Origin of the sequence: Oribacterium sinus (genome assembly GCF_963553175.1) — a bacterium.
Classification (GTDB): domain Bacteria; phylum Bacillota; class Clostridia; order Lachnospirales; family Lachnospiraceae; genus Oribacterium; species Oribacterium sinus_B.
The window spans coordinates 1-18,724 of the sequence record NZ_CAUVME010000008.1; the positions used below are offsets into that span (position 1 = coordinate 1).

Genomic DNA, 18,724 nt, shown 5'->3' on the forward strand with positions numbered 1-18,724 from the left:
CGTAATTACGCCGTTTATGGGCTCTTGACTCTTTCGCAACTGTCAAAGACGGGATATTAACACTTGAGCTTAAGCTTGTCAACAAAAATTGTAGATTTATTTCGAAAAAGATTTTTCTCTTTTTTAAGATACAAGATATGCCAGCTTGGCTTCCATATTTTGTAGTTTATTTTTTCCCTTGCTTAAATAATGATGGCTTTCTTTTTACCGAAGTATATAATGGATATACATTTACGGAAAAGGAGTACAAAAGATGGAATTTCCAATAGATTTCTTTTTGGATGAAGTTAGAGAAGGTTTTTTTATTCCCGCCATGATGAAACGGGCTTGGGCTGCGGAATTGGAAATCCTAGTTGAAATTGATAGAATTTGCGAAAAGTATAAACTTCGCTATTTTATTGATTATGGGAATCTATTGGGTGCCATCCGCCACAAGGGTTTTATTCCTTGGGATGATGACATTGACATTATGATGCTGCGAAAGGATTACGAAATCTTCGCGGAAGTGGCTAATGATGAGTTACCTAAAGAATTGGTTTTCCGCTCTCCGGAAGATAACAGCGGAAACTACGAGCTTTTCAGTTCCGTTCAGCATAGAGAAATGCTGATTTCCACTGATGCTATCGGAAAATATCACAACTACCTTTACGGTGCCGGTGTTGACATTTTCCCTTATGACTACCTTGCAACAGATCCGAATAAGGAAAAACAACGGGAGGAAATTTTAAAATCCTTGTGCATCCTGGCTTCTTTCCCTTCTATAGAAGGAGAGAATCAAGCGGTTCTGCAAGAAGAAGCGAAGAAGGTACAACATCATTATGGTATAGACCTTTTCCATTCATCGGATTATCGTAAAACTGTCCTTCATCTTTTAAATGACTGCTTTAAGGAATTTAATCAAGAGGGCGGCAGCAAGATTGCTTATTTGCTGGATTTAATTCTTTATAAAGAACAGGGTAACGGAATTTTTGAAGAACAATGGTATAGTGAACAAAGCTATTTGGATTTTGAATTTCTTGCTCTGCCGGTGCCAAAGGAATACAAGAAGGTTATCTCCGAAAAATACGATCATTATGAGCAGATAAAAAAAGCCGGCGGTGCGCACGACTATCCTTTATATCGAAAAATGGAATCAGCCTACAGGGATGGAATTGGAGGAAAGCTTTTCTACGAATATCCTATCGATAAAAATGATTTAAAGAAAAGATCAAATGTATTATCTATCTTTAAAGAAGAAAATAAGCCAGAATCCCAAAAGCCGCGCCTGTATTTTCTTCCTTCCCTTTACTCTCGCTGGGAGTCCATGAGAGGGCTATTTTTAGAGGCAAATAAAGATGACTCTGTGGATTGTTTCCTTATGCCCCTTCCTTATTATTACAAAGATGGGCTGGGAGGCTGTTCTCCGGCACAATGGGACTATGCTTTATATGAAGATGAGTTGGGAAAAGACAATCCTTCTCTTTTGGATTTTAGGACTATCGATTTACAGGAGATTTCTCCGGATTTTATTTTCATAAATGATCCCTGTGATGAATATAACTTAAGCTTTATGCTTGATCCGGCCTTTTTTAGCAAAAAGCTTAAGTCTTGTACGAAACAGTTGATTTATATTCCTTGGTTTGTTACTTCCGAAATTGATTTAGAAGATAAGGAAGACGGAAAAGCCATCGTGAATGCGGAAAATTATGTGATTATGCCCGCTCCGGTACATTCCGATTATGTGATTTTACAATCCGAAGGAATTGCAAAGCTGTATCAAAGTCTTTTAGAAAAAGAAAGCGGAACAGAATTTGCAAAATACTGGAAAGAAAAGCTTCTTCCCTTCGGAAGCCCCCTCTTCGACAAGAATAAAGATAAAGAAAAATATGCTTCTAAAGCTATATGGGAAAAGTTGAAAGCATATCAATAGATTCAAAAGACCGACCAAGGCAACGCTGCCCTATGGTCGGTCTTTTTTAGAATTTTTAATTCCTTTACTACTATATATACTGCAATTCTCAGTCTCAATTTTTTGCTTTATATAACTAGCCTGCGATTTCTCTGGCTACGAAGATTCCGGATGCGGAGGCATGGGAAAGGGAGTGGGTCACACCGGAACCGTCTCCAATCACATAGAGCCCCTTTACGCAGGATTCCAAATGCTCATCAAGAGCCACTTCCATGTTGTAGAACTTAACCTCTACCCCATAAAGAAGGGTATCTTCATTGGCTGTACCGGGAGCAATCTTATCCAAGGCATAAATCATTTCCATAATACCGTCTAAAATTCTCTTCGGAAGCACCAGGCTCAAATCTCCGGGAGTCGCCTGAAGGGTAGGCTGAACCAGTCCTTCTTCAATTCTCTTATGGTTACTTCTTCTTCCTCGCACCAAATCACCGAAACGCTGAACGATTACACCGCCTCCCAGCATGTTGGAAAGTCGGGCAATACTTTCACCGTATCCGTTACTGTCCTTGAAAGGCTCGGAAAAATGCTTAGCCACCAAAAGAGCGAAGTTGGTATTCTCCGTATGCTGCTCTTCTCCCTCGTAGCTGTGTCCGTTTACGGTAACAATGCCGTTGGTATTTTCGTTAACCACGATACCGTTAGGATTCATACAGAAGGTACGTACATTATCCTCAAAAAGCTCGGTACGATAAACAATCTTACTCTCATAAAGCTCATCGGTTAAATGGGAGAAGATTACGGCAGGAAGCTCCACGCGAACACCGATATCTACGCGATTGGACTTGGTGGGAATGTTCATGTCTTTGCAAACCGTTTCCATCCACTTACTTCCGGAACGACCTACAGAGATAATGCATTTATCCGCATAAAAATCTTCCTTCTTGGTATGGAGATGGAAGCCATCATTCTCCAGCTTTTCCACCTTCTCCACCGGACAATCAAAATGGAATTCCACCTGATCCTTAAGCTTGGCATAAAGATTTTCCAATACCACGTAGTTGATGTCTGTTCCAAGGTGGCGAACGGAAGCATCCAAAAGCTTCAAACGATTCTGCATGCAAAGCTTCTTAAACTTTGTTCCTGCAGTGGAGAAAAGTCTTGTTCCTTCTCCACCGTTTTCCATATTGATTTCATCTACATAACGCATCAGGGAAAGAGCTTCCTCTTTTCCGATGTATTCGTAAAGCGTTCCGCCAAAGTCATTGGTAATATTGTATTTTCCGTCGGAGAAAGCTCCGGCTCCTCCAAAGCCGCTCATAATGGAACAGCTTTTACAGGAAATACAGCTTTTAATCTTCTTTCCGTCGATAGGACAATGTCTCTTTTCCAGGCTATGTCCCGCTTCCAAAACCACCACGGAAAGCTTACTGTTTTTTTTCATCAGCTCGTAAGCCGCGTAAATTCCTCCCGGTCCTGCACCAACAATCGCTACATCATATTTCTTCATCCAAGCCTCCTGTAACTCCCTTACTACCGCAAAGGACTAGACCCCGCTTTTTTGAAAAAAGCATTTTACGACTTAGTATAGCATAAATTTCTCCTCTTTAAAGTATTTAAAATATACAGAGGAAATGGGATGGATGATAAGCCTTCACATTCTTTTCTATAGAACAGGTCCGGAAAGAGGGCACGCTCTCGCTAACCTCGCCTCGCATCGGTACTAAGCTTCAAGCTTCGCTTTCAGCAAGTACCGGCGGGCTCAGATTGCCTCTTTTCCGGACCTGTTCATAGAAAAGTGGATTTCCTTATATTTCCAATGCATTAAAAACAGAAAAAGAGACAAAAGCTGCTCTCCCATCCCTTTTCCTCTGTATATTATAAAACTATGATTTTGTTGCATTCCATGTCATGACATAAATCGTAAACCATTCCGGTCTGTAGCTCTACCACCTTGGGTCTTGTGGGATAACGCTTGTTGTTCTCTACCACCTTGGCCATCTGTCCCGTGGACAGCTCCACAATGGTATCTACCGGATAGAGGATAACGCTTTCAATAAAGCTTTGAATGATAGCGTTGTCCAACTCGGAGCCCATAGCCAAGACCATTTCCATAGCTTCTCTTCCGGTAATCGGGCCTTTGTATGGACGCTTGGTTACCAGTGCATCAAATACATCCGCTACGGAAATAATTCTGGAAAACAGGGAAATCTGGTTGCTGTCCAAGTTGTCCGGATAGCCCATGCCGTTCATCTTCTCGTGATGATGCAGTACACCATCCAAAATAATGGGAGAAAAGCTGTTTTTTTCCTTCAGGATTTCATAGCCGTAAAGACTATGATTTTGAATAACTCTGAATTCATCATCCGTAAGCTTTCCCGGCTTATTTAAGATTTCATTGGGAATTCTGGCTTTACCCACATCGTGCAGTAGCCCGGCAATCCCCAGCTGATGAAGCTCTTCCTTTGGCAGTCCGTATTCTCTTCCAATCATCATGGAAATAGCCGCCACGTCCACACTGTGCTTAAAGGTGTACTCATCACTGATTTTAATGAGGTTCACGTCAATCGCCACCGCATCATTTTTGAAAATGGCTGACTCCAGCTCTCCGAAAATATCTAAAGAGTTGGTAGCAAAGTCCTTATCCTCCGTGTGGTCGAAGATATGGTTCATTCTTTCTTCCAGCTGTTTCTTCATTTCCACGGAAAGCTGAATTTTAGCACGATCCGGTTTTCTATGCTGGCGAATAATCTGCTTGGTTTTCTCCGGAATTTTGATGTCTTTATCATCTCGCACCCGGTAAATATAGATTCCCGGCAGCTTTTTTTCTTTGATATAACGAACCTGATAGGCATCCAGATAAACGCCGTTTTCAATCATGGCTCTTCCACGAATGTCTTTTACCGACTCACCCAGTTGCATGCCAATCTGTATATCATCTCTTCGTACAAATAGCTTTTCTTCCATTCCTTCCTTTCCTTCTCTGATCATCTATGGCCGAACACACTTTTCCCTTTTCGGCCTTTCCCTATATCTCTATCTTATGCAAAGGAGAATGCAAAATGCCTCCTTCTAACACAAAAGCGGTTACTTCGAATTTCGTCAAAGTAACCGCTTTTTATAAGATTTTCTATGGATTTCAGAAAGAATTAATAATGCTTATTAAATTATTCTATGGAAGTAAAAGCATCCATATTCCGGATTCTTGAAAAGCTGTTTTTCAGCTTTATTATAGGTCATCCTCAATCGCTGTACTCTTAGCATAGGCTGTGGAACGAGCCTCAAAGAAGTCCGTCTTTACCATGTTGGCATCCGCATACTGGGATACCCATTTCATGGATTCCGGCTCCTTCTCATAGCCCTCATAAAGGTTGGGCAAGCCCAGAGAACGATAACGAAGGTTTCCTAAATAACGGATGTAATCCTCCACCATTTTCCCGTTAAGACCGGGAATGGAGTCTCCGATTACATACTGCCCCCAGGCGATTTCCTGCTCCACACCCTTCTTCACCATCTCGGTAATTTCCGCAATATGAGCCTCGTCAAATAGCTCCGGTTCTTCCTTTTTTAACTCCAAAAGCATATTTCTGAAAAGCCAAAGGTGAGTATTTTCATCTCGGTTAATGTAGCGAATTTCCTGTACGGAACCGGGCATTTTTCCATTTCTTCCTAAGTTATAGAAGAACATAAAGCCGGAATAGAAGTAGATTCCCTCCAAAATAAAATTCGCAATACAAACTCTTAAGAAGCTGTCCTTACTCTGCTTTTCCACAAACTCATTGTAGAGATTTCCGATAAACTCATTTCTCCGTAAGAGATGCTCATCCGTCTTCCATTGGTAGAGAATGTCGTTTCTTTCCGTAGGATTACAAATGGTATCCAGCATATAGCTGTAGCTTTGGCTGTGGATACACTCCTGGAAGGTCTGGATGGAAAGGCAGAGGTTCACCTCATTTGCCGTAACATACTGAGAAATGTTGGGCAGGTTTGCGGATTGCAAAGAATCCAAATAGACCAGAAAGCTCAGGATTTTATCATAGGCTCTTCTTTCCGCCTCGGAAAGCTTGGGATAATCACTCTTGTCCTGATTTAAGTTAATCTCCTCAGGTACCCAGAAGTTGTTCATGGCCTGACGATACCAATCCGACACCCACTCATATCTCATGTTGTTAAAGTCATTGATATTGGTCGTATTAAAGTTAATCATTCTACGATTACGAACATCAATATCCCCTTCCGGGTTAAATAAGGGCTTACGCTTAATCTCTTCCATACTCTATTTCCTTTCCTACTGCATTGAAGCAGTAGAGTAATCCATTCTTTTTGTTATCCTTGAAAAGCCATAGTTCAATTTTTCTATAGATAAATGTCTCTATGCATAAGGGAGATTTTTTTGACGCTTCAGAATGTATATGCCGCGATAAAGGCCATTACGAGGCTTCCTATGTATATGCCGCGATATGGTCATTACGAGACTTCCTCTATATATGCCGCGATAAGGCCATTGCGAGGCTTCCGTTAGGAGCCCCATGCTAGCAACGAGTGCGGTGCGTGTCTGAGCGAAGCGAGTTCGCAAGGAGCACGAGTGCATCGGCGCATGGGGCGAGTAGGAAACGCAGCAGGCCTTAAGCGGCATATACAGGGGAAGCGATTAATCCCTTATGCAGAGCAGGACTCACAATCCTCCGGATCCAATGCCTTCGACCTTACATAGTAAATGGTCTTTACCCCGCACTCCCATGCCAATGTGTAAAGATTCAAAAGCTCACTCATCTTATACTCATTGGTAATCCAGAAGTTAAAGCTCTGGGCCTGATCAATATGTCTTTGGCGAAGTCCCGCCGCCCGTACGGACCAGGTCTGGTCAATCTGATGGGCAGACTTATAGTACCAGTAGGTATCCATAGAAAGCTCCGGCGCCACTCTGGGCAGAATTGCCCCCTTCTTCTCCTCTAAGAAGAAGCGATTCATAATGGGATCTAAGCCCGCAGAGGTTCCGATCAAAATGGAGGTGGAGCTGGTGGGCGCGGTAGCTAAAATCCAGGCATTGCGGATTCCCTCATGGACTTCCTTCTTTAAGCTCTCCCAACGGGGACTGTTATAATTTCGTCTGCTAAAGTATTCTCCGGACTCCCACTCAGAGCCGACAAAGGCAGTGTAAGAGCCCCTTTCCTTAGCCAGTTCACTGCTGGCCTTAATTGCCGCATAGTTAATATTTTCAAAAACCTTATCCACAAAGTCCAGATGCTCCTGAGACTCCCAGGCAATGTGATGCTTTGCCAGCATGTGGTGATAACCGGATACCCCAAGACCGATAGCTCTGTAACGTTTGTTGGTAATCTCCGCCTCTGCCACAGGATAGAAGTTTAGGTCAATAACATTGTCCAAAGCCCGGACAACGGTTTTGGTGATTCTCTCAAGCTCCGGCTGATTCTCCACCGGAATGTTGCCAAGACAGAGGGAGGCCAGATTACAAACCACAAAGTCTCCCGGCTTAACGGTACTGACAATCACTTCATCTCCGTCCCTGGTCACTACCTTCCGCTCACAAATCTCCGCTTCCTTCATGTTCTGGGCGATTTCCGTACAAAGGTTGGAGCAATAGATAATTCCCTTATGCTTGTTAGGATTCATCCGATTCACAGTATCTCTGTAGAAGGCAAAGGGAGTTCCGGTTTCCACGGCGGATTTCAGAATCAGACGCACCAAATCCTTTAAAACATAAACTCTTTTGCTGATACGGTTATCCCGTACACAGTCCTCGTAGCGACTCTCCCAATCTTCCCCGTAGAAATCCTCTAAGCAATAGCCCTTTACCAGGAAAATGTCATGGGGATCCATTAAGTACCATTCCTGGTTTAAGTCTTCCTTCACCTTCTTCCAGAATAGGTCAGGATAACAAACTGCCGGGAAAACGTCATGGGCCTTCATTCTGTCGTCCCCGTTATTGGTCCTTAACTGTAAAAATTCCGGCAAATCCTTGTGCCAGGCATCCAGATATACAGCTACCGCGCCCTGGCGCATTCCCAGCTGATCCACTGCCACTGCAGTATCATTTACCACACGAATCCAACGGATGACACCGCCGCTGGCGCCCTCGAAGCCGCGAATCTTTCCGCCTCTGGAACGCACCTTTCCGAAATACATTCCCATACCGCCGCCGTATTTGGAAACATCCGCAAACTTGGAAATGCTCTGATAAATGCCGTCCAAAGAATCCGGAACCGTATCAATAAAGCAGGAGCTTAACTGGTGGTAGGGCTTTCTGGCATTGGACTGGGTAGGGGTGGCCATGGTCACCTGATGAAGGCTCATCATATCGTAGAACTCCTTTACATACTGTAAACGGTTCTCCTTTTCCTTCATGGCAAGGTGCATGGAGATTCCCAGATACATTTCCTGGGGACTTTCCAGTACCACATGCTGATGATCTCGAATCAGGTAGCGAGACAAAAGAAGGTCCAGTCCGGAATAACCGAAAAGGTCATTTCTGCTCTGATCAATAAACTTGGCAAGTTCCTCCACCTCTTCCTTGGAATAGTGTTCTAAAATATAAGCCCCGTAAAGTCCCTGCTCTGTAAGGTAAACCAGCTTATCATAAAAGCTGTGAAGATTTCTGCTCTCCTCCGCCTTCTTTAATTCCTTATGAAAATGATAGGAACGTAGTCTTCCCGCAATTCTCTCCCAGCCCGGCTCCTCCTGGGTGGTAAGCTCCGCTGCCGCTCTGGTAAGAAGAGCCAAACGCTTGCTAAGCTCCTGCTCTCCCTTGCTTAAGGACAGGTACTTTGCGGAAAGTCTTGCCAAATCATAATCCGGAAAATCCTTTTGACAACGACGAAGTACATCATCAATCTCGTTGTCTCCGATTTCCTCTTTGATTCTCTGGCGAAGATGTCTTAAAAGAGTTCTCTTCTCTCTATACAGGATATAGGCTCTGGCCACCTTGTAATCCCCGTTATGCATCAGGGCTTCTTCCACCGCATTTTGAATTTCCTCTACGGAAACTCTATGCTTCTCTGCCAGGCTCTCCTCTACCTTTCCCAAAAGAAAATGCAGTTTTTCCTGCTCTACAGAAATTCCCTCAGAGAGAAAGGCCTTTTCCATCGCTCTTTCGATCTTCTCTCCCTGATAGTCCTCTTCCAAAAGGCCTCTTTTAATAATTGTTTGCATAGCACCCATCTTTCTCTACTACTGTATCGGCTCTATTTTTTCGCATAAAAAAAGGCTTTCAGCCACTTTTTCTTGGAAAAACCTTGCCCCTTCAATTTTCTCATAAAACACAAATTCTTGTGTCACAATAGACACGCCAACACAATATAGCAAGAAATCCTTCCTCTAGCAAGTGCTTTTTCGGAATCTTTAGAATTGATTTTGCCCATTGAAAAAGCAGGTCCGAGGACCCGCTTTTTTACATCTGTATTTTATTTTATCCGATAATCTCTCTTTCATTGGCCAAGAGAATCTTTCCGCTTTGGCAGGCCGGGCAAATGCAGGTATCCTCTCCCTTTGCCTTAGCTTCCTTTGCGGCAGCGGCAGTATTCTTCGCTCCCTCTTCTCCGAAAATAGCTTTTCCGGCTTCACTTTCCGCAAGGGCAATCAAATCATCGATACTGGTAATATCCTCTTTGATTTCCTGAATCAAAGCCTTTGCCTTTTCCTGTTCATGCTCCGTTCCAAAGGCCTCCAAATACGCCTGGGCTGCAGCCTTCCCCTCCGGGCACAGGCTGTACGCCTCTAAGAATCTCTCCACTTCCTGCTTTAACGCCTCTCTTGTCATCTTGTCCTCCTTTTCCAAAGTAGTTTAATAAAGTCCTATGGCCAACATTATAGCACAGAAAGAAAGGAGCTGTGAAAAATCCCAATAATTAAACGTTTTTTAGCAATATAGGTCTAAAAATGGGGTAATCTGAGCCCGCCGGTACTTGCGAAAAACAAAGGAACTGAAGTTTTTCGCTTAGTACCGTTGCAGGGCGAGGTTAGCGGGAGCGTGCCCCAGTTTTAGACCTATATTGCGTAAAAACTTTTTTAATTTTTCACAAGCCCTTACTTCTCCAGCTTCTTCATAAACAGTTCTTTATTTTCCTTAGGACTCTCTTTGGGCCTTCCCAGGTTCTCCCGAGAGTGCATAGCGCAACGGACCTCCAGAAATATTGGTCCTTCTTCCTTGGCGCTTTCCAAAAGAACTCTTTCTAAGTTCTTTTGATTTCTTACCAGATAGGATTTATTGTATCCACAGGCCTTTGCCACACTGCCATAATCAACGTTTGGAGAAACGGTGGGCTGACCTCCTACAGTTTCATGGGCTTCATTATTTAAAAGGATATGTAAGATATTTTTTTGTCCCGAAGCTCCAAGAACTGCCATAGCCCCCATGTGCATCAGAAGAGCGCCGTCTCCGTCCAGACAAACTACTCTTTCGTTCTCCTTTTCCAATGCAATTCCTAAAGCTATAGAACTGGCATGTCCCATAGATCCTACGGTAAGAAAGTCTCTGCTATGATCCTCCCCCCGTTCTTCCCGAATCTCATATAGCTCTCTGCTGGCTTTTCCGGTAGTGGAAACAATGGGAGAATCTTCGGTATAGTCTACGATGCAGCGGATAGCATCTTCTCTGGAAAAGTTATAAGCATTGCTATAGTGATAGCCATGCTCCTTTTCCAAGGCTCCCTTCTTTACCACAATGGCGGCCTGTCTGCCCTTTTGAAACTCTTTTGCAAAGCCCTCTAAAGCATTTTTTAAATCTTCCTCCTTACTCTCCTTCTCCAAAACAAAGTAGGGAATCTGTAATAGCTTTAGAAAATCCAGTGTGATTTCTCCCTGAAAAAGATGCTGGGGCTCATCCTTCACTCCGGGCTCTCCTCTGTATCCGATCACAAGGAGAAGGGGGATTCCATAGACTCTTTCCGAAGCCAAAGACACTAAGGGATTCATGGCATTACCCTCTCCGCTGTTTTGGAGATAAACCATGGGAAGCTTTCCGGTGGCCAGATGATATCCTGCTGCAAGAGCTACGGCATTGCCTTCATTGGCTACAATATGGTGTTGCTTCCCTGTACCGTATTTTTCCATTAACTCATCACAGAGAGCCTTTAATTGGGAGTCCGGAACTCCGGTAAAAAAATCCGATGGGCACAGTTCTAAAAATCTCTCAACCTTCATGGGGCCTCCTTGCACTACTAAGCTGTCATTTATTGTTATAATTCTATCATAAGCTTTCTTTGCTTTTCTGGCTATTGCTTTTTCATCACAAAACGCAAAATATTGAAGTTTATGGATAGAAAAGAATAGATCTTCCCTAATTTCCACAGAGGGCTTTTACCGGAGTCCCAAAATCCCCTTATACAAAAGCCGTATATCCTCTTCTCTTAGCGCAATAGGGTGATTGGAAAGTCTTTCCGGATTCACGGCTACTACTAAATTCTCCAAGTCCCCTTCCTTTACCGAAAGACAGGGAAGAATCTCCAAGTCCTCCAAAATTTCCCTATAACGCTTTGCCCCCTCTTCCTCCGTTTCCGCCGAAAAGCATTTTGCCAAAAACAGCAGGTTTTCCGGATCTGTCATACGACTTTTTTCCCTACACATAAAAGGATAAAGCGCACGGTTTACCATGGCGGTGGCCAATCCGTGGGGAAGCTGATAGAGACTTCCCAATTTATAGGATAGGGCGTGACCGGCAGTGGTTCTTGTCACCGCAATAGCCTTCCCCGCAAGATTGGCCGCTTCAGCAATAGACTCCAAAACCTGCTTCGAAGGTTCCTCAGCTGAAGGGGCTTTTCCTTGAGCTTTTGCATTATTTTCATTTTCCAAAGAAAGATAGGCTTTATAGTTCGTTAAAATCAAAGAAATAGCCTTCTGTCCATAAGCTCTGCTGTCTTCGTTGCTGTATTTTGACCAAATCGCCTCCATGGCATGACTTAGAGCATCTAAAAGAGTGACCTTCTTCTGATACATCGGTAAGCTTCTTAGACTTCTTGCATCCTCTATACGATACTTCGGGTAAATGCTCTCATGCTCCACAGAGCATTTTTCTCCATCTTGATAAATAACCGCAAAGGGAGTGCTTTCCGAACCGGTTCCCGCCGTGGTGGGATGTACCACCAGGGGAATGTCATTCTCTCGATATTTCTGCTCAAGATAGGACTTTTCCTTGGATAAGCCGGTAAAAAGCTTAATGCACTTAGCCGTATCCAAGGCGGAACCGCCCCCAACAGCCAAAATACTGTCTCCATGAAAGGCGGAAAATGCCTTAATCCCCTCTTCTACCTCCTCCAATCGGGGATTGGGCCGGAAATCGGAAAAATGATAAAAAGCAATCCCAAGCTCCGAAAAAAGCTCTTGTAATTCTTCCCCGATGGGAAGCCTGGGAAAGGAGCTTCCTGCCACCAGAAAGATTCTTCGGAAGGAATGTTCTTGAAAAAAGCTTTTCAATTCTTCCTTTAGACTTTTCTTTCCCAGTACAATTTGATTCTCTATTTCTTCTCTGGTCATAAGTTCTTTACTCCTTTGCATCATCCCCTACAAGTACAAAATTATATACGCTTTATATGGGCACTTATAAAAAACAAGATTTTATAGGCTTCCCATGGGACACTTTTAAAAAACAAAGCTTTGTAGGCTCCCCAAGGGATATTCATTAAGAATTATAATAAAAAAGATGCCAAGATTTTCTCTGTGGCATCTCCTTAATATTGCTTTTAATCTTCTTCCGGAATTAAACGGATAATGTCCTGGAAGGGCATCAGCATGCTGTCGCATTCCTCTGCTCTTTCCTTTTCCAAAATCAAGGTAGCCGCCTTCTGAATCGCCGGCACGGTAGCCCGCATCAGTTGGTTGGCATAAATCACTACATTGACTCCTCTTCGCTTAAATTCCTCTTCCTTTACACTGTTAAAGCTGGTGGGTACCACAACGATATAGCAATCTTTCTCTTTTTCCCGGAAACGCTCCACAAAGGTAAAAATCTCCGTGGGATCCTTCTTTCTGCTATGAATCATTATAGCATCCGCCCCTGCCTTTCGGAAAGCAAAAGCTCTCTCTAAAGCATCTTCCATACCCTTTTCCAGAATCAAACTTTCGATTCTGGCACAAATCATAAAGTCCTTGGTTCTTTGGGCATTCTTGCCTGCCCGGATTTTCTCGGAAAAGGCTTCAATACTATCCTGTGTCTGCTCCACCTCTGTCCCGAAGAGAGAATTTTTCTTCAGTCCCGTCTTATCTTCGATAATCACCATGGATACCCCAAGACGTTCCAGGCTTCGCACGGTATATACAAAGTGCTCCTTGATTCCGCCGGTGTCTCCGTCAAAAATAATGGGTTTCGTAGTAACCTCTGTAATATCCTCAATAGTTCTGAAGCGGGAACTCATATCCACAAGCTCAATATCCGGCTTCCCCTTAGCGGTAGAATCACAGAGAGAGCTTATCCACATGGCGTCAAACTGATGGGCTCCCCCCTCCTTATACACCTTGGTCTGCTCTACAATCAAACCGGTAAGACCGTCATGAGCCTCCATAGCGGTAACCAAGCCCTTTAGCTCCAGCTCCTTTTTCAGTCTGCCTCTTCGAACGTCCGGCATGGAAAGCTCCGCCTTGGTTCTTTTTTCCAGCTCCGCGTACTTTTCTTCCTTGTGATAGGGAAGCTCAATCAGCTTTCCGCCATAGCTTGCCAAAACACTGCAAACCTCTTCTCGAATGGGCTTTTGGAAGCCTGCTCTCCAGTTATCTCCATGAAGCACATAATCCGGCTTATATTTTTCCAGATTCTCCTTATAGGAAAGACTGGTCTGTTCCACCACCTGATAGACTCCGGAAATGTTTTCGAACATGGCCTTTCGCTCGGAAAACGGCACCAGGGGATAGCGCTTATAAGAAGCTATCACTTCGTCCTTCAATACGCCTACAATGACTCTTCCCAGACGCTTTGCCTTTTTGATGAGGGATAAATGTCCGTTATGCAAAATATCCGTGGAAAAACAAATATATACGCTACGCTTTTTGATTTCCGATAAAATGTTGGAAACCACCGCCAGATCATCCGGGTTATCCACCTCCTGACAGAGCTTATTTCCCACATCATAGAAATTGAGGGGAATGTTCTCTAAGACAGTATTTAAAGCTTCCTCCGCGTATAGTTTCCTCTTCTCCTCATCCTTGGATTCACAAAACTCCACAATGGCGGAAAGCCATTTTCCAAAATCCTCTTTTTCAAATTTATATAAGGGCTGAGCAGCAAAGGCCTGTTCAAAGTAGGAAATTCCTATCTTTTGGATTCGGTCATTCTCCACCACTGCCTTAAAATCCTTTTCCGGAAGCTCTTTCGTCTTACTTCCCGCCATCAAAGATCCTTCGGCTTCGCAAAAGGAGAAAAACACATCGTTTTCCACCACTAAATCTCCATGCAGTAGCAAAATATCCGTATTCTCCAGATATTTTTTTGCTAAATACATGGAATAAATGTAATTAGTATTCTCGTAATTAGGGTTCCGCACAAAGGTGTAGCTTAGGGGGAGCCCAAGACTTTCCACATAGTGAATCAGCTTCTCCTCAAAGGGACCTGTGGTGATGATTACCTCGGAAATCCCCTGCTCCGCTACCTGGCGAAGCTGTCTACTGATAATGGTTTCCATGCTGGCAATTTCCGTCATGCATTTGGGGTGAGTCTTGGTCAGATCCCCCATACGGCTGCCCTTGCCGGAATTTAATATTAAGGCCTTCATCCTTATCTCCTTTTCCTTTTCCAAATTTCCACTTTCCTTTAGGATATGGCCTACGGTTGCAAATCTTCCTTTTTCATTAAAAATCTCCGAAAAGCGGCAATCACTGCTCTGCTTCCTTTTTCTTCATCTTCTCCGAAAAGACAGGAGCCCGCTCCGGAAATCTTTGTCGTCATCTTCTTTCTGATTACAGAGTTGGTAAAGGCGGAAATCTTTGCTAAGTAAGCCTTTTTCATCTCTTCAGATTGAACAATGCTTAAATCCGCATGGAAAAGCCCCGGAACGGTAACATAATACCGCATGTTTTCGAATGCTTTTCCGTCTTCCTCCTCCTTCGGATTGATCTCGTCCGTTACGAAGCTTGGAATGTAAACCAGCTTATTGGTAAAGTTCTTAAGGTTCTTGCTGTAAAAGAAAGGATCCACAGAATATACCTGATTAAACTCATCATAGGGAGAGAGCATTACGATACAATCCGGTCTTTCCATCGTAAAATCAAAGTCTTTATAATTCACTATAGGATAGAGTTTTTGAAATTCTTCCCCTTCGTAATGCATCTCATCCAATGCTCCGCCACCCAGTCTGTCAAAATATGGGATAGGCATGAGTTTACATTCCACATCCTCCATCTCTCCCAGAGCTTCATAGAGGGATTGGAAGCTGTTTAATTGTTCGAATCGGCTGGGTAAAAAGAGAACTACCCGCTTAAAATCCTTTTCTAAAGCCAACTTTACTTTTTTCAAATAAGAAGCGGGCTTTTGTACCGTGTTTTGTAAGTCCTTCCAAAGGGCTGCGGGAAAATTCCCTGCCGGGCCTTTCTTTTCTCCCGATTCTTCCTGTAAGGGCAGCGCTTCTTCTACCGCTTTATAGGAATGGAAAAGTGCTTCACAGTATTTCTCCAGGTAAGCTACCGTTTCGCTTCCTTCCCCCTTCTTGGCTTCAACGGCATTTCCAAAGGCAATGGCCTCTTCCTGGATCTGCCCCATAAGCTGTAAGCAAGCTGAAAAATCCCCTGCCATAAAGCATTCAAAAATTCTTTTATTCTTTAATACCAGATACTCCAAGGTCTCCAAAGCCATATCCCGGAAATTGGGGATTTTCTTATGCTCTAAATCCTCCTCGGAAAAACGGTATTCAAAAGTCCATTTATCTTCCGGTAATTCGTTCTTTAATTCGTCAATATAATGCTGAAAATAGGGATAACCATGTCCGCCTCCCGCTTTTACCGTCTTATGATAATCTCCGTACTTCGCTTTCAGAACACTGTCATAATCCTTGGGTACCGGAATCTTTGTATTACAAAAGGGAAGCCAAACCGTCTCCTTAAATGCGGCCTTGGGGAAACAAGCCTTTGCATGCAACATTCTAAAGGGCATGCAGGCCAGCATTTCTCCTCCTTCTCCATTAAATTCCTGAAAAACCCGATTCATCAGGGCATAGAATTGCCCTTCCAAGGACTGCTCTCTATCAAACTTGATTTTTAACAAATCCTCTATGGCTTCCAATTCTTTCTGAAAGATCTTGGTATTTTCCTTTTTATCCATGATTCCCTTGGTCATTGTGGCCAGCATGGAGAGAAGCTCCATGCGATAGGCCTCATCCTCAGGATCTTTCGCCAACTCATCCACCACGAAAATATCCACACTGGCAGGATAGGGAAACTCATGATACTTCTTCATAACATCTTCATTGAATTTTATTTCCGGTAAACCGACTGCGGAAATAAAGCTGCAGGAATCCCTATTGACTTCCACAGCCATAAACTTTAATTCTTTTGGCAGGCCTTTTTTTACCACCTTTACAAAGCGTTCAAAATCATCCCGCAACATCATAATATCCAGATCATCGTCCCAGGCAATAAAATTGTTTTCTCTTACTGCACCAAGCAGGGTTCCGAAATCCGCATAATATCGTATTTTGTGTTTTCTACAAATTTTATCAATAACAGCCAAGATTTCCAAACTGGCTGCCCAAGCCCTCTTCACAATTCCGGGAATATAAAATCCGTTCCGTACCTCATCATAAAAAAACTCTCTTGGAAATTCCATTTTCCACCCCTTTGTCTATTCCTTTAGAACTCTATTTTTTTACTTTTACTGTCATACTCTTCGGCGTTTGTCCTCAGTTTTATAAGTTTGTTAAAAAAGCGAGAACAATCCCTTATCTTTTTATGATGGCTTCGGTTCAGAATCGAAAAATCAGTATTCTACCCTTTACGCCTCCATACAAGCCAAAACCTGCTTTGTCAGCTCCTCTTCCTGTCCCCGTAGGCAGGAACCTGCTGCAACAATTTTCTTCTCCCACTGTTCTCTGCTTTCCTCTCCTGCAAAGGCTGTGAGTTTTTCGATATAGGATTTCCGGATCTCTTCCGACTGCACAAAACTATGGTCTGCATGGGCAAGTCCCGGCTGACAAGCGTAATAATCCATGATTACCACAGCCTTTTCATCTTCCTCTGCCCCCCAAACGATTTCATCCGTTACAAACCAGGGAATATAGAACAGATTCTTGGTATATTTCTTCATATTTTCACTATAGAAGAAGGGATCTATGCTGTATACCATGTTACAGGAATCATAGGGACTGTTCATCACGATACAATCCGGAAGTACAGTATCAAAAGCAAAGCTTTTATAATCCACATAGGAATATTCCTTAGGGAAAGCTTCCGTATCGATAAATTCTTCGGAAAACTCTCCACTACCTTTTCTGGTAAAATAGGGGATAGGCATCAAAAGAACTTCCCAGTCTTCTCTCTCCTGCATCTTCTTGTAAAATCCTTCTATAGAAGGAAAATTCTTTGCTTTATCCAAAAGAATCAGCATGGTTTTTTTCCATTCCTTGCTTAAAGTAGCCTCACACTCCCGGCGAATTTCTCCAAGCTTCTGGATTTCTTCCTCCGGAGAATCTCCCTGCTTAGCCTTTTCATAAGCATGGAATACGACCTCGCAGTATTGGGACAGAAGCTTTACACTTTCCGTACCTTCTCCAAGGCGTTGTTCTATGGTATTCCCGATGGCTAAAGCCGTGTCCTGCCCATTGGCCAGGGACTCCTGCAAAAAGCTGTAATCATTTTTTCTTGCCATCATGGCCTCTTCCTGAAGCCCCAAAGCCCGAAGAAGAGAAAATACCATGTCCCTGACATTTTCTTGCTTCTCATGCTGCAAGTCTTCCTTTTTAAAACGGTAACGAAAATGCCATTTATCTTCCCCACCCACCAGAGCAATAAAGTCCTTTTCGTATTTGCTGAAACAGGGATAACCGTGGGAGCCTCCGGATTTACTGGGCTTTTCATAGTCTCCGTATTCAATTCTTAACATTTTATCCACATTTTTCGGTGCAGGAAATTCAATCCCCTCAAATTGAATCGTGGATAAAGGAAACACCTCTTCCTGGGGATAATTCAGATGAGAGGCCTGAAGAATCTGCGGAATCCAAGCATATAAATCTTTTCTTCCCTTATCACCTTCATACTCTTTGCATATCCTGTTCAGTAAACGATAGATTTGCGGCTCCAACTTCTCCTTACGATTAAAGTGAACCTTCAGATTGGTTTCCACCAGCCGCATGGATTTTTCGAAATTCTTCCCTGAACGTTCATTATTAAGAACCTTCAGCATCAGTTGTCCCAGAATAACGAGTTCGGACTCTCTTACATTTTCCAGCTCCTGATCTTTTGCTATAGAATCATTTATGCAAATGTCTATAGATACCAAAAATGGAAACTCATGATAGCGGCTTAAGCGATTCTCATCCAAACTCACCTCATGAAAGCCCAGACAACCGATAATAAAGGCATAGTCCTTACTCTTTTCCACACAGTTAAAATACAGCTCGGGAGGAATTTCCTCTTCTACAACCTCTCTGAAACGATTAAAATCCTCTCTGTTCATGGAAATATCAATATCATCGTCCCAGGGAATAAATCCCCCGTTTCTTTTTGCTCCCAACAAAGTTCCATAATCTATATAATAGGGAATATCGTACTTTTTACAGATTCTGTCCAGCTCCAATAAAATTTCCAGGGAAGCCGCCCAACAGCGCTTCATAATGCCCGGTACATAATAGCCATTTCTTACTTCATCTTCAAAAAAATCTCTCGTAAACTCCATCTGTTCTCCTTTAT

At 43.2% G+C, this 18,724-nt stretch carries 11 protein-coding genes; 1 reads left to right on the forward strand and 10 read right to left on the reverse strand.

Annotated features, from left to right (window positions below):
- Nucleotides 1-253 precede the first annotated feature (253 nt).
- Nucleotides 254-1,909, forward strand: coding sequence for a LicD family protein (locus tag RYO92_RS03405; RefSeq protein ID WP_315369494.1), 1,656 nt, complete (start codon nt 254-256; stop codon nt 1,907-1,909).
- A 115-nt stretch (nt 1,910-2,024) separates the two neighbouring features.
- Here the strand turns inward: RYO92_RS03405 and RYO92_RS03410 are convergent, their stop codons facing one another.
- From RYO92_RS03410 to RYO92_RS03455, 10 genes are all read right to left on the reverse strand, one after another.
- Nucleotides 2,025-3,395, reverse strand: a complete 1,371-nt coding sequence (locus RYO92_RS03410; protein WP_314344031.1) for an NAD(P)/FAD-dependent oxidoreductase — start codon at nt 3,393-3,395, stop codon at nt 2,025-2,027.
- A gap of 368 nt (nt 3,396-3,763) precedes the next feature.
- Nucleotides 3,764-4,852: an HD-GYP domain-containing protein gene (locus RYO92_RS03415; protein ID WP_315369495.1), complete on the reverse strand. Its 1,089-nt coding sequence runs from the start codon at nt 4,850-4,852 to the stop codon at nt 3,764-3,766.
- A 262-nt stretch (nt 4,853-5,114) separates the two neighbouring features.
- Nucleotides 5,115-6,158 carry a ribonucleotide-diphosphate reductase subunit beta gene (locus RYO92_RS03420; RefSeq protein ID WP_308579114.1) on the reverse strand — a complete coding sequence of 348 codons (1,044 nt, stop codon included), beginning with the start codon at nt 6,156-6,158 and terminating at the stop codon, nt 5,115-5,117.
- Between the two features lie 386 nt (nt 6,159-6,544).
- On the reverse strand, nt 6,545-9,055 hold the full coding sequence (locus RYO92_RS03425) for a ribonucleoside-diphosphate reductase subunit alpha (RefSeq protein ID WP_315369496.1): 2,511 nt from the start codon (nt 9,053-9,055) through the stop codon (nt 6,545-6,547).
- 256 nt (nt 9,056-9,311) lie between these two features.
- Nucleotides 9,312-9,662, reverse strand: coding sequence for a hypothetical protein (locus tag RYO92_RS03430; protein WP_308579116.1), 351 nt, complete (start codon nt 9,660-9,662; stop codon nt 9,312-9,314).
- Nucleotides 9,663-9,928: 266 nt separating this feature from the next.
- Nucleotides 9,929-11,044, reverse strand: coding sequence for a phosphonopyruvate decarboxylase (aepY, locus tag RYO92_RS03435; RefSeq protein WP_304070026.1), 1,116 nt, complete (start codon nt 11,042-11,044; stop codon nt 9,929-9,931).
- Nucleotides 11,045-11,200: 156 nt separating this feature from the next.
- Nucleotides 11,201-12,373 carry a phosphonoacetaldehyde reductase gene (locus tag RYO92_RS03440; protein ID WP_315369497.1) on the reverse strand — a complete coding sequence of 391 codons (1,173 nt, stop codon included), beginning with the start codon at nt 12,371-12,373 and terminating at the stop codon, nt 11,201-11,203.
- A gap of 206 nt (nt 12,374-12,579) precedes the next feature.
- The gene (aepX, locus tag RYO92_RS03445; protein ID WP_315369498.1) at nt 12,580-14,601 is read right to left on the reverse strand and encodes a phosphoenolpyruvate mutase; all 2,022 of its coding nucleotides are present in this window, start codon (nt 14,599-14,601) and stop codon (nt 12,580-12,582) included.
- A gap of 50 nt (nt 14,602-14,651) precedes the next feature.
- Complete coding sequence (locus RYO92_RS03450) at nt 14,652-16,646, reverse strand: LicD family protein (protein WP_315369499.1); 1,995 nt, start codon at nt 16,644-16,646, stop codon at nt 14,652-14,654.
- A 165-nt stretch (nt 16,647-16,811) separates the two neighbouring features.
- Nucleotides 16,812-18,710 (reverse strand): LicD family protein, encoded by a 1,899-nt coding sequence (locus RYO92_RS03455; RefSeq protein ID WP_315369500.1) that lies wholly within the window; start codon nt 18,708-18,710, stop codon nt 16,812-16,814.
- Between the last annotated feature and the right edge of the window lie 14 nt (nt 18,711-18,724).